Source organism: Leptospira broomii serovar Hurstbridge str. 5399, from assembly GCF_000243715.2.
In the GTDB taxonomy this organism is placed as follows: Bacteria; Spirochaetota; Leptospiria; order Leptospirales; family Leptospiraceae; genus Leptospira_B; species Leptospira_B broomii.
In genome coordinates this window covers 277823-295364 of the sequence record NZ_AHMO02000008.1, presented here as the reverse complement: position 1 = coordinate 295364, position 17542 = coordinate 277823, and the positions used below count along the sequence as shown (strand labels likewise).

The 17542-nt window shown below is 43.2% G+C and carries 8 protein-coding genes; 5 read left to right on the top strand and 3 right to left on the bottom strand.

What is annotated here, in order from left to right; all coding sequences use genetic code 11:
• Window positions 1-37: 37 nt before the first annotated feature.
• Window positions 38-1999: a hypothetical protein gene (locus tag LEP1GSC050_RS06710; RefSeq protein ID WP_010570477.1), complete on the bottom strand. Its 1962-nt coding sequence runs from the start codon at window positions 1997-1999 to the stop codon at window positions 38-40.
• 182 nt (window positions 2000-2181) lie between these two features.
• Complete coding sequence (locus LEP1GSC050_RS06705) at window positions 2182-3186, bottom strand: glycosyltransferase family 2 protein (RefSeq protein ID WP_010570476.1); 1005 nt, start codon at window positions 3184-3186, stop codon at window positions 2182-2184.
• A 192-nt stretch (window positions 3187-3378) separates the two neighbouring features.
• Between LEP1GSC050_RS06705 and LEP1GSC050_RS06700 the strand changes: the two genes are divergently transcribed.
• The 4 genes from LEP1GSC050_RS06700 to LEP1GSC050_RS06685 are packed head-to-tail and all read left to right on the top strand — an operon-like array spanning window position 3379 to window position 15045.
• The gene (locus LEP1GSC050_RS06700) at window positions 3379-3720 is read left to right on the top strand and encodes an STAS domain-containing protein (protein ID WP_010411951.1); all 342 of its coding nucleotides are present in this window, start codon (window positions 3379-3381) and stop codon (window positions 3718-3720) included.
• Window positions 3721-3737: 17 nt separating this feature from the next.
• Window positions 3738-6782, top strand: coding sequence for an LIC_11026 family protein (locus tag LEP1GSC050_RS06695; protein ID WP_010570475.1), 3045 nt, complete (start codon window positions 3738-3740; stop codon window positions 6780-6782).
• Window positions 6783-6789: 7 nt separating this feature from the next.
• Window positions 6790-7410, top strand: coding sequence for a hypothetical protein (locus tag LEP1GSC050_RS06690; protein WP_010570474.1), 621 nt, complete (start codon window positions 6790-6792; stop codon window positions 7408-7410).
• Window positions 7411-7416: 6 nt separating this feature from the next.
• The gene (locus LEP1GSC050_RS06685) at window positions 7417-15045 is read left to right on the top strand and encodes a PD40 domain-containing protein (RefSeq protein WP_010570473.1); all 7629 of its coding nucleotides are present in this window, start codon (window positions 7417-7419) and stop codon (window positions 15043-15045) included.
• Between the two features lie 297 nt (window positions 15046-15342).
• On the opposite strand, the gene LEP1GSC050_RS06680 is transcribed toward LEP1GSC050_RS06685, so the two are convergent.
• The gene (locus LEP1GSC050_RS06680) at window positions 15343-16434 is read right to left on the bottom strand and encodes an aminopeptidase (protein ID WP_010570472.1); all 1092 of its coding nucleotides are present in this window, start codon (window positions 16432-16434) and stop codon (window positions 15343-15345) included.
• On the opposite strand from LEP1GSC050_RS06680, the gene LEP1GSC050_RS06675 reads away from it, so the two are divergent.
• A complete protein-coding gene (locus tag LEP1GSC050_RS06675; RefSeq protein ID WP_010570471.1) occupies window positions 16433-17533 on the top strand; it encodes a S1C family serine protease in 1101 nt (366 codons plus the stop codon). The two genes, LEP1GSC050_RS06680 and LEP1GSC050_RS06675, sit on opposite strands and share 2 nt — an antisense overlap.
• The last annotated feature ends 9 nt before the right edge of the window (window positions 17534-17542 follow it).

The window sequence follows — 17542 nt, the reverse complement described above, 5'->3', positions numbered from 1 at the left end:
GAGCCTCCAAAGCGACCGCTTTTCCCGGAACGGAAGATTATCTGCGGATTAGACGAAATTCTTTCATGCAATACAGTCCTTTCCCTTTGGAATACTCCGCTAACTGTTCGATTGCATATCCGAGACTGTCCGTTCTTATTTTATATTTGTCGGGTAGCTCGCAATTTGGTCCGACATAGATGAGTCTGTCAAATTCTTCCCAGGTTTTCCAGCGATATTTGTTATCGTTTCTGTATTTACCTTTATCCAAAGTCTTTAATCTGAATAAAAGATCGAACTCGGAGGCTAGAACGCGTCCGGGAGTTTGAAAATTTTCCTCGTCATGGAACGCGTTAAAAGCTATGTATTTCCCATTCGAATCAATCTTGGATGCAAAATCCCGAGCAGGTTGAAATACTTGTTCCTCGAATCCTTTCAGACAGAATGAGTGGGACTGATAATAGGAAACGTTTAATAGTCCTCCGGTCCTGAAAAATAAGGAGATCCCCCAGGTAAAAATGATTCCCGAGAACAAAGACATCATAACTTTGCTTTGCAATTTTTTCGAATCTTTGATCGCTCGGAAAAACCATAAACTCAAAATCCAAAGTAAAGCAGGTAACGGGTAAAAGACGTGCCTTAGTTGTTTGTTGCCTGTAGTGACGTCGATCACTATATACTGTAAGAAAACTACTGCAGAAATCGCAAATAAAGGATCTCTTAGTGCAGCGGGCCATGATAGACTTTCCAGCCTTGCAAGTAAGGAATCCAATTTCCCTTCTGGAGATTTCGTTAGACTTCGGGTATAAGTCGATTTTACATCGGCGTCTTTGTCTCTCGATCTAAGATAGAACCAGATTACGATGAGTATGGTTGATCCGATAAAAAGAATACGAAAAATCCAAGGATCGTCGAAAACGTGACTCGCCGGGATCCTCTCGCTTGGAGATTCGAAAAGGCTCAGTATGAAACTTCTGACGAATTTGTTTACGATCATCTGGGCATTCACGAGACTCATGACCCTGTCCAAGTTGGCGAATAGCCAGACAAAACTCGGAAGTATCGCGTAGATATAGAGCACTCGAAGGGACGGAGGCGTGACGCTTTTAGCTTCGTCCCTGTATTTAAATAAGAAATAATTAAAGTCTAAAAATAGGATCACGGTTAGAAAGTATAAGACTTTCTTAAATGATCTTTGATCTAAATTCCAGTCCGTAACGACTCGTAGGATCGGAAGGGAAAATACGAGCCCTACCACTACGACCAAAAAAATTAAACGCAGATTTTTGTAATGAACCCGAATTGCGAACCGGAGGAAACCGATTAATTCAGGAAGGCGGGCAATTCCTTCGTATAAGAATAAAGAAATAAAAAGCAAAAGCCCGTACGGATATTTTGTAAAAAATAAAGAGAGTAGCGCCAAGGAAACGAGTAAGGGGACCCTACTTCCTTTTTCCATTTCGGAGCCGGGCACTAATTTTTGCACCGAATCGTAAAGTCTATATAACGCGAAATACACCCATAACAACACGAACATTCCCTGAGTTTCAAGCATAGACGATAAACTGTAAGCGGGAGTTTCAGTAGTGTGAAGGGACATCGCCAGAATAAATAGAGAAACGGCGCCGGAGAAAATGAAAGAACCCGTGATTCGAAAGCTGATATAGATTAATGTGGGAAAGCAAAGCGCATAAAATATCAATCCGAGGAAAGAATCTTTCCAAGTGATAGGCCATTCTCCAGGACCCCAAAGCATAAAGAGAGAAAAGATCGATCTGAGAGGAGGCCAGGTAGACGCCTCTAAAAAAGGAAAGAATCCGCGCCAGTACCGTCCGTCTCGAAAATCTTGGTACTGGTCCAGTAATTGGTTGAGACGGATATTTTCATCCCAGGTAAGCAGATCTTTTATCGGGCAAATGTTTAGGAATGCGGACCAATTCTTCCAAACCATGATTCCGGTCAGAAACAATGCGGCTGAAATCAAAAAAAAGCCTAGAATTCTATCCGTAAGACGATTCATTTTTCCCCCCAAACATTCCTAGAGTTTTCTCGATCAGATTATAGGATGCGTCTTTGGGGGAAAGGATTTTTCCTCATCGGAAATGAGCAGGCGGAATTGGACTGTATTTCACCGTTAAAAAACCTTCCATTTTACTAAACGAAGGAACTAGCAACTACAGTTCCTTCTTAAAAGAAGGATCGTTAACTCTTGGCCGATTTCTTTTTCTCTTTTTGTTTAGGGGCGGTATCGGTGGAATAAATCTTTTCGATCACATAGAGCGGACGATTCTTGGATTGGTCGTTGACTCTACTTAAATATTCCCCGATCATCCCGAGCGCCAATAACTGAATCCCACCGAGTATCAAAACCACGATCATCACCGAGGTCCAACCCTGGATGGTATTGTTCGTAAACAATTTCAGATAAAGAATATAAATAGTGTACAGGGCTCCTGCAAATGCGGCGGAAAAGCCTAGATAAGAGGAGAGCTTTAGAGGTGCGGAAGAAAAAGAGGTAATTCCGTCTAATGCGAATTTAAGCATTTTCCCTAGGGAAAATTTGGTCTCACCGTCGAAACGCTCATCACGATCGTATTCCAATCCGGTTTGACGAAATCCGATCCAAGCAATCAGGCCGCGGATGTAACGATGTTGTTCTCTCATCGAAACCAATACGTCTGTAACTCTTCGGCTCATAATTCGAAAATCCCCCGTATCGATCGGGATATCGAATTTGGTTAATTTTTTCAAGGTTCTGTAAAAGAGATGGGCCGTTATAAGTTTGAAAATCGACTCGCCTTCGCGAGTCCTCCTTCGTGCATAAACGACATCGAACCCGTCTTTCATTTTTTCGAATAAATCGGCAACGAATTCGGGAGGATCCTGCAGGTCGCCGTCCATAACCGCCACCGCCTCGCCTCGAGCCACATCGATTCCTGCGGTAATGGCAAGCTGGTGCCCATAGTTTCTGGATAGGTTCACTAGGAAAAAACCGGGTGTGGACTCGCATAACTCTTTTAGAATTTCCGCGCTCTCATCCCGAGAGCCGTCGTTTACAAACAGAATTTCCGAATCGGCGGAATCGAAGCCGAATTTGGTTTTTAGGATCTTTAAGAGGGAATTCAGTCGCTTAGCAAGCTCCGGAATTGTTTTTTCCTCATTGTATATGGGAATGACGACGGATAGGAGGGGTGGTTTGGAAGCCATCTTTGACGATGGTACGTTGTTTCATTCCGGCCAAAATGTCGATCATTATTCCGCATAATTCTACCGGCCGAAACCGATAGGCGCCATTTCCTGCAAAGCAGGACCGGATTTGGGAATGATCTCGTAAAAAAGGACTTTACAAGACGACTAGAATGCCGATTCTATATATGCACAAAAATCCAAGAAAGGGTTATGAAAATCAAAGTCACCACGAAAAACGACGTCCACATTATCAAGATCGAAGGACCCATCAAGGCTGGAAACGAATTCGAACTTGGACAAAAAATCGAGGAGTATATCTCGAAGGGTGACGTCCCGAAGTTTATTATCGACCTTAAAAAAGTGCCCTTCATCAACTCCGCCGGATTGGGGATGTTCCTGAACATCTACAAACACATCGACGGACTCAAAGGAAGAATGGTTTTTACCAACCTAAATTCCGACATTGAGAATCTGATGGAGATTACCAAACTCGCTAGCATTTTTGAGATCTACAAAACCTTGGAAGAGGCTATCGAGTCTTTCGAATATTAATTTTACCCGAAATTCAGGTGGCCTCCTCGGTCTTTCAGATCCTTCAAAAGCGGAAAATTTCCTTAACCATACTAGTCGGGCTATTTCTTCTTTATCACAGCCTATTTAACTCCTTTACCGGACAGATTCTCTTTGACAGGGTTTTTGTGCAGCTTGTCCGGGGGGAAATAAAAGGAAATGTGCAGAAGTTTTCCCCGCTATACGGCATACGAATTCAAGATATAACCGTGCACGCTTCGTCCGAATGGGGAAGCGAGCCGCTTCTAGTCCTGAAGCGGTTTGAATTTTCCTATAATCTTCCATATCTCTTCTTTGGAAGATTGAAACTCTCCAGAATAGCGCTCGAGGATCTCGAGTTGAATTTGGTTCAAAAAGGGAAAGTTTGGAATATCGCGACCATATTTCCCTCGTCAAAGGCGACGACTGAACCCCCTCCTGCCGCTCCATCGGATCCGTTAACTCAGATTCGTACCTATTTTCCAGTAAGCGCCTTTTTACGATTCGAACTCAAAAATATAAACGTACGAATTCTATCGAATAACGGAGCAAAGTCGTACTCAGCCGGACTGGAGGGATTGGAATTCGCACTGGAATTGGATACGAAACGATTTACTAAAATCCCTTTCGATCTGACAGTCTTGCAATTGATCGACGATTTCCAATTCAGATTGAATCCCGAAAAACAAATCCGGCTTCGATTTGAAGATTCCTCCAGGAGTCTGGACCATCCGCTTCGATTTACTTGGATTTGGGACAGGGGAAACGTACGAGAAACCTTTCGCTCCAAGTTGGATGTCGGGTCCGAACGGATTCCTCTGCGACTTAGGAATCGACTGGTAGCACCCTTCGGGTTTTCGTTTAAATACGATTTAGAATATTCTCCCGATTCGAAGGAGCTCATGCTCGGAAATCTACAATTTAAAGTAAATGACGATGTCTGGCTGGAAGGCGGCGGAAAAATTTCCGGATTCGGGGACGAATCTCAACTCGTAAACGTAGCATTACAAAAATCGAAAATTCGTTTGGCTCCTGTCTCCGATTTTCTCCAGAGTCTGGGGTTTGCAGGAATTTCGATGCAGGGCGAGGCTTCTTTAGCCCCGGTCTTGTTCGAAGGAACATCCAAGGATCTTCGGGTAATCGGTGAAATCAAAGCTAACGGATTGAATTTAAGAATAGCAGGCAGAACTCATCGTATTCCGGAATTGTATCTGGACTGGGACGCGAGATTGTATCCGTCGACGAATCAGGCAGTTACCGGACCGAATCCGCTTCCATGGATCGGAATCTTAGATATAAAAAAACTGAAAGTTTTGTATAATGACGCAACCTTATTAGGAACGATATTCTATTCCGGAGATCCGAAGGTTCGGGAGAGAGCTCTAAGTCTCGATTTGAAATTGGATCGGTTTTCCCTCGCCCCGTACTCGCCGGGATTAGCCGGACTTCTATCAGTGGATTTGGGAGTAAGGGGAGCCGACTTTTCTTCGCTGGATCTGAATCTAAAAATGAAAGCGAAGGGATTTCGTTTTGCATACGGTCGGGGAAATTCCGGAAATATTCTACTAGACGGTAAGCTAAAAGGAATTTTAAGATTTCCTGATAAACCGTGGGAATTGAGAGAGATTCACATCTCTCCTCTTTCGATGGGAATATCGTCACCGGAAGGAACCGAGGCCTTTAGCCTGGAAAGCGGCGGCAAGGTTCGGTTAGGGGAATCCTTAAGCGCCGATCTAAATAACGCTAAGTTAAAGGCGAATTTAGACGACTTGCTTCCACTTTTGCCTCTGGTACTTCGGGAATCCCTAATGCCGGTCCGTTCACAATTAGGCGCGAACGTCGGACTTTCCGGAGATCTCAGCTATTCTAAAATTGCTTCCGTCCAGGAAATCAAGGGAGGATTCGGATTGCTAGTACCGGCCTTAGAGATTAAGGACGGAAAGCTTAAGGTCTCCGTTATGATCGACGGTTCTCCTGCGAATAAAATCCATTTGAAGCAGTTGGACCTTTCCGCATTTGCGGGAAAACTTTCCTTTCAGTCTTCAGGCACTTTATCGCGTCCGAAGCAGGACGAGGCTCCGCCTTCCGTGGGCCCTTTTGCGCCCGATCTTAGCGGATCTTTCCGCTTACTTTCAAAGGAAGACGCATATTTAATCAAAGGATTGACTTTTCGCGGAGATTTAAGTTTAGGCTTCCGATGGGTCGGATCGATGATCTCCGGTAATTTTTCCTCCAAAGAATCCGGCCTTTATATAAGTAATCGCCTATGCCCGAGTCCCGAATGCAAGCTGTACAGGATAGACGGACTTAACGCCTCCGTTCCGTTCCAACACGATGTTTCGATGAGAGAAACCAGAAATCTGATCGAGGGCGATAAAAGAAAGTTTGTGATGAATTACGGCCGGTTACCGGAGCCGAATTTTACGATTCGAGAAATAGTGGGAACTCATCCTTCCCTCAAAGGATTGCCGTTCGAATACGTAAAGCCGAAAGGAGGCTCTCCCGGGCTTTCCGCGAACATAAATTATTCAGAAAATTATTTACGAATGGATTTCCTTAAAGTATACACGTTGGACGGAGAAGTTCTCGGAAAGGACGTAATCATTAACGTCGGAGCGGGAACTCCTGAAAAAATGGAATATGCATTGGCGCTGCGGGTAAAGGACATAGATCTTAAACAGCTGCTTCCGAATCGGAGCAGGAGTAAGATCGACGACGGAAAAATCAAAGCGGATGTGAATCTTTGGGGAAGGAATCTCGGGGACCCGATTCCGAATCTAAATCTGTTCTTCAGCGTTTATCAAATCGGTCGCGACTTCGGTAAAAGCGCGATCAATATTTTCGCGCCTTCCAACTTGTTGACGGATTTCATATATACAAGCTATGCGGTGGATAAAATCGAATTAGAATTGTCTAAAGGGCTGGTCTATGCAGTGATTTTATTCAAGAGATCCGTACTAGGGACGTTCGTCAATTTGGAGAACAACCAGGTTTCTCAACAAAGAATGCCCTTGGCAAATTTCTTAAAACGCGCGCAGAGCGAAATCGAAACGTATAATAAGTGATAAAACCGTGAGAAAATTAAATTTCTTCAAAATTCCTTTAACTCTAATTCTTTTTTGTAATTTTTGTACGATTAAGGCTCCCTTGATTACGTTCACTCAGACTCAGACAGCGTCCGAAAAACAGATGTTAGGAGAGGATCGAAATCTAGAAAAAGACGGATGGCTGATCGCTTCCATAAAAACATCTTCGTCGGGATCCGAAATTTGGGAGAGAGATTTGGTCCGGGAAGAATTTTCGGATCCCAACGATCGCGCTCTTTATATCGCCTTGCGGACATTGGCTTATTTGGCTCGGGAGACGAAAGAATATTCCGCGTCGGGCTTACTCGCGGAAGGCTTGGACGGTAAGCTTCGAATCAATCCGAAAACAAAAGAGGCCGGTGCGGAGAAAGCATTGTCCAAGCCCGAATTGAAAAATCGGCTCGATGAGTTGCTTAAAATAACGAACGACAGCAGGGATTTGATTGTTCAGGGCAAGCTGCGTAAGGCGGCAACTTTGCCCGGAAAGCCTATGACGGAAAAGGAAAAAACGGAGTTGAGACAATCTATACTATTATCGTGGTACCGTTCGGTGGATCCAGGAGAATACTACGAATCATCTCCGGGTGTTTGGAAGAAAAAGGGATAAGCTTTTATGTGTTATTCCAAATACGTAATTTTTCTTTTTGTTATATTTCTTTTTGGCGATTGTACTCTTCTGAGTGTCGTCGAAAAAATAAAGCCTATCGAATTCGATTACGGCCCTATTTCTCGAAATTATTTTCGTCCCGATAACGAAAAGCCGTTTCCTCTGACCGTCCAAAGAGGCAATAACCTTTATCATTCCACGACTAAAGACGGTAGATATCTATTTTATACTACCGGCCAAAAAGGAAACTTCGACGTTTGGTTTCGCGATTTGAAAAGCTCGATCGTGGTTCCGGTTACGCGACATCCATCCTCGGAATATAAACCCGCAATCAGTCCCGATGGCTCGAAGTTGGTTTTCGTTTCCGAACAATACGATTCTGCCGGCGATATCGTACTCTTGGCAATGAATCCGGCCGAGTGGGCCGCCAAAATACTGGACGGAAAAAGATTTCTTAGCGAAGATTTTATTTTTTTAACAAATTCTGAATATACTAATTCTCTAAAGTCGGATCGCTTTGTGGATACCGATCCCATTTGGGCACCCGATAACCGACATATCGTTTTCTCCTCGGATCGTCTCAGTCCAGGTACTCCGAATTTGATCCTATGGGATACTAAGGGGGCAGCTAGGGCGAAGTTACTGACAAAAAATGGAGCAGCCAGTCCTTTTTGGTCGGAGGACGGAAAGAGAATCGTATACATTTCCTATTCGGAATCGCCTAGGGGCGAATTGTATTCGATTGAAGTAGCGACCGGGACGATTACAAGGATTACGAAAGACGATTATCTGGATTTTTCCCCTAGCTTTTCGCCGGACTCAAAATTCATATATTATACTTCGATTCGAAGAGACTCTGATAATAACGGAAAAATAGACGAACGAGATAATAGCGTAATCGTTCGACTCGACCTTTCCAAGGGGCGGGAAGCATTACTAACTTCGGGAAATTTTTCGTTATTCGATACTAGATACTCCAGGTTTAACGGCGGGAGTATTCTGTTTACTGCCTCGTTTTATGAAACGATGAATATTTACTTTTTGCCAGAAAACGGTTCCGTTCCTAAGGCGAAGAATATCGGAGCTCAATTCGATCTTGCGCTTCAATATAAACAAAAACAAGGTTTCGAAGATTTTATATTAGCGATCGATTCCTTGGATTCGTATTTTTCAGACGATCCCTTATTTCCGATATTCAAAGCGAAAGGGCTATTAGAGAAATATAAAGAATCTAAAAGAAAAGGAAAATTGCAGGTTCTTGCGGAAGTTCGAAAGGAGATGACCTCCAACAGATTGCACCCCGACGCAGGCCTATCATTCGCTTTTCTATTGGAGGCGGATGGCGCCGCACCCAACGCACTTAGGGATTATTCGGCTACTTGGGAAAAAGTTCCCAAAATAAACCGGAATGCGCTGGCTGCCTTGGAGGAAGAAATCGGAGACGCCTATATTAATCGGAACGATCGGGCTTCGGCGCTTCGAGTATTCGAATCCTTGCGGGTGAAGTTTCCAGATTATTACCATGACCGGGACGTATTGCGAAAAATCGGTACCTTGCGATTCGGGGTGTCGGAGAGCTCGGGTTGGATTCTTCCGAATTCTCTGCTTTTAGTTGCGAACAATCCAAAGTCGGATATGGAAGATTTGCGGAATATATACGAATTGCTCGAATCCGAGATGGTTTCGGATCGTTCCGACGCGGAAAAAATATCAATCGCGGACACTGCCGAAAATGCAAATTCTCTCCAAGTAAAATCCGCAGTATTGCATCGTTTTTTCTCTTATATAAAAGCGTTAGGTTTAAAAGGGCAGGGTGATTTTAAACAAAGCAATTCTATTCTTGACGGTTTTCTCGAACAGTTAAAGCCGGAAGACCCTTTATTCCTAAAAACGCATATACTAAAATCGGAAAATTTTAGAGGACTGGGTGATACCAGAAATTCTCTTACCGAATTGAGAATCTTCCTCGAAAATTATGATGCGGCTTCCGGAGTCGCAATCGATGAAAAAGAGATGGAGCGTTCCTTCTTATATTTCGAAAATTTGGCCAGAAACTACGAGAATAGGTCCGATTTTTTACAAGCATCGTTTCACTATTTTTTTAACGCAGAGAACATGTTTCTTGCAAAAAGTAAGAATTTGTTTCTGGATACGCTGTATAAAGATTATGCGATATATTACCAAAGATTGATGGTCGATACGTCTTTCAAATTGGCCAAATCGATCAGTGATAAAAACGCGAAAGGATTACTCGGGACTTTGAATCCGGTCGAATTCGATCCGCTGGATAAGAAGGAAGGATTATTCTACGTAACTCAATACTACGAAAAAGAGAAAATTCTTCCCCGTGCTAGAACGTTCCTCGATTTAGCGACTCTTTACGGATATGCATATTACCTGATCAATCGATCAGTTATTCGGGAAACTTATTTTTACGCGGCAGGAACGATGGACGCGGCCAAGAAGGAAGCTGCGTTACGCGATTTTAAACAAGCGGAATACGAGCTGAGATGGATCATATTCTCCGATCCCACTTATCACGACGCCTATCAACTGTTAGGCTGGTTATATCAGTATGTGGACATCATGAAATCCCGAAAGCCGCCGGATGCGGAGTTATCCGACGAGGATCAGTACGCATCCATATATCGGAAATACTTTCCTGAGAAGAATTTCGAAGAAAACGTAGAGCTGTATAGTCAAATTTTGGAACTTTTAGGGGAGAATTTCGCAAATAAGAAAGCCTTGTCCGATTTGCGTTTAAATCTTGGAAATAATTACTTCCTTCTTAAGAATTATCCGAAAGCGGACGAACAATACTCTTTGGTAGAATCGTATTCTAAGTTTATTCTTTCCAAAGCTCAATTCGAAGATTACCGTCAAAAAGCCGTATTCCTATTCAATTCGGCGAGATCATCCATTTATATGTCAAGGTACGGGGACGCCATTCGTAAATTGAATGCTGCTTCCGATCTATATTCAAAAAACGAATTTTCCAAATTATATTCTCAGGCGGATCCGAGGGGGGCTATAGAAAGTTATCATGAAAAATTAGCGTTAATCTATACTCTTACGGGACTATCTCATATGGAATCGGGAGAATATAGTTCGGCGATTCCTTTTTACAAAGACGCACTTAAGTTAAACGACTCTTCTCGTTTAGTGGATCCCGTTAACTTGCATAATGCCCTGGCGCTCTGCTTTCAGAAAATCGGATCGTTAAGCGAATCGGAGGAAAATCTAAGGAAAGCGGAACAGCTGGTAAAAGAGAAAGGCGTAAATTGGTTTCCGCGTAAAGTAAAGATTACCTTTTGGGACTATTTTTGGGATCTCGTTTTCGATACGGTCCTTCCCGATTCGACGCGCATTTCAGGGTCCGGACGATTTCCCGAGGCGATCCCTACGGCGTATCAGCCCTTATTATCGTCGGGCATACGAATTAATAATCTACTCTTGGAACAAAATTACGAACTTGCCGGAGAAGAAACCGATAAACGTCTCGCGTACGTGAACGGAAAAGGTTTGAACGGAAGCTTTCCCGGAAAATTGATAAAATCCCAATCCTGGAACGATTTAGGATTCGTTAAATATAAAAGGAATGAATTCGAACAGGCTAAGGCCGCCTTTCGCTCTGGAAAGAGTTACGAAGCGTCGACGAGCGAGATCTCGTTTAAGTCGCAAAGTACATTTCGACGCTATTTATATTCGCTCTTTGCCGAAATCGAAGCCGAGGATAAAAATTCAAAGTTTCATCCGGAGGTCGAACTCGAGGAAGCTTACGGGTTCCTTTATGATATGAAAACGAATTATATCGATTCGTGCCTGTCCATCTCGGAAGATCAGGACAGGGTTTCTCTTCGAAAGCGATGCGAGGAAGCTTTCTATAAGGAAAATTATGATTATGATATTCTAATATCGAATCTTTTTTACTATTTAGGCGAGGAGGAGATAAAACGAAAGGATTGGATCTCAGGATTTGAAAAACTCGGTTTGGCAGTTTCGTTGCTCGAAGATCCTTCCGGGTTACCGAAAGAAATCATCGGATTAGCTCAAGATCCTTTTTCTAAAAAAGAGAGGGTCATTCATTCACTAAGTCGAGCCAGTATCTATTTTCGTCTCGGCGATTTGGAGCGAGCTTATCTTTGCTTGAATTTTGCGGAAGAGATGGCTAACGAATTTTTTTACGCGAACGAACTCATCCAAACTTGGGTTTTACAGGCCAGGCTGGATATAATATCCGGAAAATCTTCTCGGGCAAAAGAACGTTTACTCAAAGCAGAGAGTCTCCTTCAAAAACAAGCACATATCATTCCAGAAGTGAAAGGATTTTTGCTGCGTGATTTATATGAAACAAAGATTCGTTATGAGATGGAATCGGGTAATCAAACGGCGGCTTTTAAAACCTGGGACAGATATCGATCCGTTTTATTATTTAGAAATTTTGAAAAAGGAACTTGGGAATTCGAAGGAAATCCGAAGGAATATCTTCAATTTGAAACATCGTGGAAATATTTTCGAACCGCGTATCTAAAATACCAGGCTGCTTTAGAAAGGCGAGTCGAAATAAGAGAAGCCGAGTCGGAATTGAACACAGTATCCGCTTCGGCTATGCAATCACTGGAACAGTTAAGGAAAGTTTTTCCGAATCGAGTCGCCTTCCTTAGCCCTTTCCGTGAATCGGCCGATCAGCATTTAGGTTCTCAAGAAAGCGAATTTAGAATCATCAAAGTAATGGGAAAGAATTTTGTGCGGATTCGGAAAACGGAATCCGTAAGATTTGTAACTGTTTTAGGCGATGAAGAAGAAGTATTCACTGAGTTATCCCGCCAACCAGAGTGGATGATGCCCAAAAAAATATTCGATCCGGGAAATACGAATTATGCGGGTTTGTTCGCTCGCCGAATCGAGGGATTGATTCTAAAAACCGACTTAGATTTACCGCCGGAACGAGCCGAAACATCGCCTAGAACGGTAACTTCTTATCTTGATCTTTCTTCCAAATTAAAGGTTCGTAATATAAAGACCGGTTTTTTGGCGCATTTATTGGATGATTCCGATATAATCGTTTCCTCATTACCGGAAGTCGAAGGTGATTTTTTATTCGGCGAGCGAGTTCCGGATCGATTGGATTTAAAGGAAATTTTTTCCAAGCGTCATAAGATATCTTCCGTTATTTTCGTGACTCCAAAGCAAGTTTCCTGGAAGAAAATCTCAAAGGTTGCTTCCGCTAGCATCGGCTCCGGGGTCGACAAAGTATTTTTCTGCGACGATTCAAAAGATTGTATAACGAATGTACTCGCAGAGATAGACGGACAAAAGATCGCCCAGGGCGTCTATCGGTTTGGTAGAATTTCATTAAAAAGGGAGTCAAATAAAGTTCGAGCCGAATCCCTTTTTGCGGAATCTAGATCGCTTGAAATAATCGGAAATTATCGGGCCGCCTATGACAAAATTTACGAGGCCAAAAACTATGCACAAACGGGATCCGATTTTTCTCGTAGAATCGAAGAAAATCTACTTAGACTTTTAAGACGAAATCATTCGAAGCTTTCTCTGGATGAAATACTTTCCTTATCGTATGAGACGCGTAACGGTTCTCTATTAGAAGAATTGAATTTTACGCTTTGCCTTGCCGCTATTTTGGATCATGATGAGTTAGATTGTTCCGACAGGCCACTCCCGGCGGATAAGAAAAATTTGATTTCTGCCGTTTCCGCTTTAAAGCAAGGTCAGGATCCAAAAACTAATTTTGATGAATTGGTCGGCATCGGTACATACGAACCTTTTTTACTTCGAATTCGGCTCGCGGAACTCGCTTTGGAAAGTTATTTTCCGGACCTAGTAAAAGAACAATTGATAAAGGCAGCCAAGATCGCCAGAGGACCTGAATCTCTATCACTTGTTTCGAAATTGTCCGAAGATTTGTCGGAGCAAACCGCGTTATTGGAAGAAATCTCCGAACCGAAGCGGGGAACAGTGATCGCTTCGAATTCGGAGAATCCGCAAGAAGAAAATCTGAGATACAAGAAGCGACTGCTCGATCTTGCGGACAGGAAATCTTTCGGCGGGCGAATTTCACCGATTGCCTTGTATTCGGAAGTACTTGGCGCATCACGCGAATTATTTTCCTCGCTTACTTCTTCGGAGAGAGCAGTTATAGCGGATTTATTGAGATACTCGATAGGGGACGAGACGGCTGGAGAAATGTCCGATTTTCTTTCCTCTTACATAGAATTCGAGAGAGGAAAAGGAAATTTACCTAGGGTCGTGAGGTTCATGATCGAAGTTTCTCGCGCATATTATTCCAAAGGAGACTACGAAAATGCGCAAAAATGGATACTCAAAGCAGAGAGCGAACCGGGACATTTCCAAGATTGGGAAATCGAATATCTGAAATATAAAGTAAACGTGTTAAACGGTAAGCCGCAGACGATCGCTTCAGATTCTCCCTTTTTCCAATTTACAAAATTTTATCAAGAATCTCTTTCTTCAACTCCAAAGAATTTTCTTGATATAGCGAATCGATGGGTGAGCTCCCGCAAGCGAACTTCTTTGACACCGAGAGAGAGACGGGAGCTGAACGATTTCTTGGTATTTCTGCAAACTCTCGCTTTTAAAAAGAATGATTCGGAAGTTTTTTTCGATCTTTGCGTAGCTAAAGACAAGGTTTCCGTCGCTAGGAAAACGATTCTCGGAAAAGAGCCGTTTTTTTCCGATATCCCAAAATTCGAACCGGTTTCACTTAGATTGGAAGAAAAGCTTCCGGCCGACCAGGAATTTCTTGCGGTGGCGGATCTAGGTCTTACGACTTTCTACATCAAATTTACAAAGGGGAAATCCAACGGAAATATCGCATATAAGGATAATCGAAAATTAAAAGCGACTATTAAGCGATATCACGAAGAGGCGGAAAAAGGCGGTTCCGAAATTTTATTAAGAGAATCCTTGGAAACCGAATATCGCCAGAATATTAGAATTTCAAAGAATAAAACGACCTATCTGTATCTTTCGAATTACCATTTTCTAGTTCCGTTAGTTCCTCGCTCGGAGGAAGAAATTTATTATGTGACGGATCCGCTCGCTTTTTTGGAAAATCCTATTCATCAAGAAAAGGACGAATTCTTGCCGGGTTTTACTATCATCGCAAGGGAGCCAAATTTCGCGCCCGATTGGTATAAACGATTATTAAAGTTAGATGCATTGGAGTTAGGAACTAAAGTCGGCCGCTCGGGAATCTCTCCTTTTTTCCTAATACAGGAACCGCTTGAACTTGATTTTAATCGCGGAGTTTTATTCGGCAGAAAACCGTTGCCCGAAATCTCGGATACCAAACAAAAAGGTTCTTGGATGCTTTCATCGTCGTTTCTAAAAGAATTTGATTTCGGTTCCGAGAACTTACGGGACTCCCTATACTTTTTACAGAAATCAGTCCGAGGTTCCGGAATAGTAAATCTAGGTTTTCAGACGGATACGCATAATTCACGATTCTTGAAAGAGTTAACGAGACGGGAGGATTCCAGAATATCTTTACGAAATCGATTTTTGAGAGCGATTGAAATCATGCGAGACGTTTATCCCTTCGATAAATATTGGAACGGGTACCGTCTCTTTGCGACATCGATCATTAGTAAATAGCCGAGGCGAAAGGGGGTTGTTATGAGATTATTCCCCACCCTAGTGGGCGGGGGCCGGATCGGCGGTACCCCAAACTCCGCCTTACAAAGCCGACGCGCGCGTTTATCACGGGTTTAAAAAAGTTTCAAGTATTTTTTGTATATGCAATTTTGTAGGAGCTCCTACACGGATTTCGGCGCATTGTTTTCTTGACAGTTCGGATATTTTCAGGTAAATGAGATTTTCTGTAAAACCGCCCCCATCCCCCACCCAGGAAGGGCGGGCCCACACTCAATTCAAGCAGTATATTACATATATCTAATTCTTTTCTTCGTCTAATAGGATCTTCCTTTCCGCTGAAGAGAGTGAAATTAGTTTACGCATTTCTTCATGGAATTTTCCGAAATCTCGGCCTACGTCCTGAAATTTCCTTTCAAAAAAAACCGAGCCGGAATGATAGCGAAGCAGTCCGATGAAATCCTCGTTATTCCAATCACGTTCTGAGAGTTTTTTACCGTTTATAGTCCTCCAATTCCGCTGACCAAGTTCCGTCTTAAAGGACGAAAGAATTTCGCTTTTCTCTTTACGTATTTGCTCGTCGGAGCCGCCCTTCGAATAAATATTTTTCAGAGATTCTGCGGTTGCATGTAAGAGCTTCTTATATTGCTCCCGTTCCTGTTCCGAAGATTCACGAGCCTCTACAAGTTGTCTGCCTCCGATCGAAAATAAATAAGATTTCGTTCCGATCTCTTCTACAAAGCTCGCATAACTTTCGTTAAAGACGCTATCTCCCGGAAAATAGACGGTTGCATGAGCCATTTCATGCAAAACTAATGCGGAAAGGTCCGCCCGATCGTCGTATAACTGCGGAGAAAATAATGGGTCTTCAAACCAACCTAGAGTTGAGTAACCGGCGGTAATTCTCACTCGAGTCTCCCAGCCTTCTTCCTTCAGTCGCGTTTCTTCTTCCTTCGCTTTTTCCAGAGAAAAATAGCCTTTATAAGGAACGGAACCGACGATTGGAAACCACCAAGTATAGGATTCGAATCTTAAAGGATGACAAGCGCTTACATGCCAGCCGACCGCATTACGATCCAATGAAACGAAACTTTTGAAACCGCCTTTTGGGGACAGGGCCAAGGACCGTATTCCAAAATCTCTGATTCGTTCCACTTCCTTTAATTTCTCCTTCGTTTTTTCAGAGACGGAAGGATCCGAAAGAACTTCCTCGAATGGTCGCTTTTGCATAACGATTTTTGCCTGCTCCTTACCGATATGAAAGAGATAGGGAATGCAGCCTTGAGAAGAGATCCAGAATAGGAAAAGGATAGGAACCGGTAAACGGTCTCTGGAGAATCCGAGTCGACGATTTGCCAACCTGGCTATAGGATGGGCCAAGGTAGTTTTCATGCGATTCTCTCTTCCTCCAGTTCTGGTTGTGAACGCCGGGCTGGCGGTTCTTTTGATTCTTATCCTAATTCTTCCGGGCGAAGGGGGCTTGTCTTCCTTTTTCCGTGGAGATAAACCCCTCAACTATGGAGAGCAGAAAGCCGGGATCGAACTCCAAAACGCATTCCGTAACGTTTACAGACTTGCAAAAGATTCAGTAGTATCGATTCGTACAAAAAAATCGGATCTTATCGTAAGTCCTTATCATTATTTCGATTATAGAAACGAGCGGCTTGCATCTTTCGGAAGCGGTTTTCTAATTCATGAAAAAGGATATATCGTTACGAATTTTCATGTGATCGAAGGAGCAGAAAGCATAGAAGTCATTACTTCGGACGGGAGTGTCTTTCCGGCAAAGTTCGTCGGGAGTCACGAGCGAGCCGATATTTCCCTTTTAAAAATTCGCGAAGGTTCCGGGTTGAAACCTGTGCGTTTTGGAAATTCGGACGATATCGAAGTCGGTGATTGGGCTATTGCGATCGGCTCACCGTTCGGTCTAGAACGATCTTTCTCGGTTGGCGTAGTCTCTGCAAAATACAGGGAAGATTTGGATGAAACTGGGCAAACGCATATTCAGATCGATAGCATGATCAATCCCGGCTCCAGTGGCGGGCCGCTCTTAAATATTTATGGAGAGGTTATCGGTATCAATCGACTCATCCGAAGTGATACGGGACGGAATACCGGAATCGGTTTCGCGATTCCGATGAATTATGCTAAGAAAATCATTCAATTGATTCAGGAAAACAAAGGGAGAATTATTCGTCCCGCAACTCTAGGCGTTATGGCGACGGTTCCTCTCGCTGACCACCGGAAGGCCTTAGGTATTCCGGACGACTGGACCGGTGTTCTCGTTTACGATATAGAAGCTGGCTCTTCTGCAGAATCTTCGGGACTCAAACGGTATGACTTCATACTAGAGGCGAACGGACTACCCGTAAAAAATATTAATGATCTTCGGGAGCAGGTCGGAATAGTGGGATTAGGGGGGAGGCTTAAGCTCAGAATTTACAGGGAAAAAAGTCTCCAAGAACTCGTGGTCCGATTAGTGCAAAAATAAAAAAGGACC

Excerpts from the sequence above, each read along its gene's own strand:
- LEP1GSC050_RS06705 (WP_010570476.1), bottom strand. The coding sequence starts at position 3,186 with ATGGCTTCCAAACCACCCCTCCTATCCGTCGTCATTCCCATATACAAT.
- LEP1GSC050_RS06675 (WP_010570471.1), top strand. The coding sequence starts at position 16,433 with ATGCGATTCTCTCTTCCTCCAGTTCTGGTTGTGAACGCCGGGCTGGCG.
- LEP1GSC050_RS06685 (WP_010570473.1), top strand. The coding sequence starts at position 7,417 with ATGTGTTATTCCAAATACGTAATTTTTCTTTTTGTTATATTTCTTTTT.
- LEP1GSC050_RS06680 (WP_010570472.1), bottom strand. The coding sequence starts at position 16,434 with ATGAAAACTACCTTGGCCCATCCTATAGCCAGGTTGGCAAATCGTCGA.
- LEP1GSC050_RS06700 (WP_010411951.1), top strand. The coding sequence starts at position 3,379 with ATGAAAATCAAAGTCACCACGAAAAACGACGTCCACATTATCAAGATC.
- LEP1GSC050_RS06710 (WP_010570477.1), bottom strand. The coding sequence starts at position 1,999 with ATGAATCGTCTTACGGATAGAATTCTAGGCTTTTTTTTGATTTCAGCC.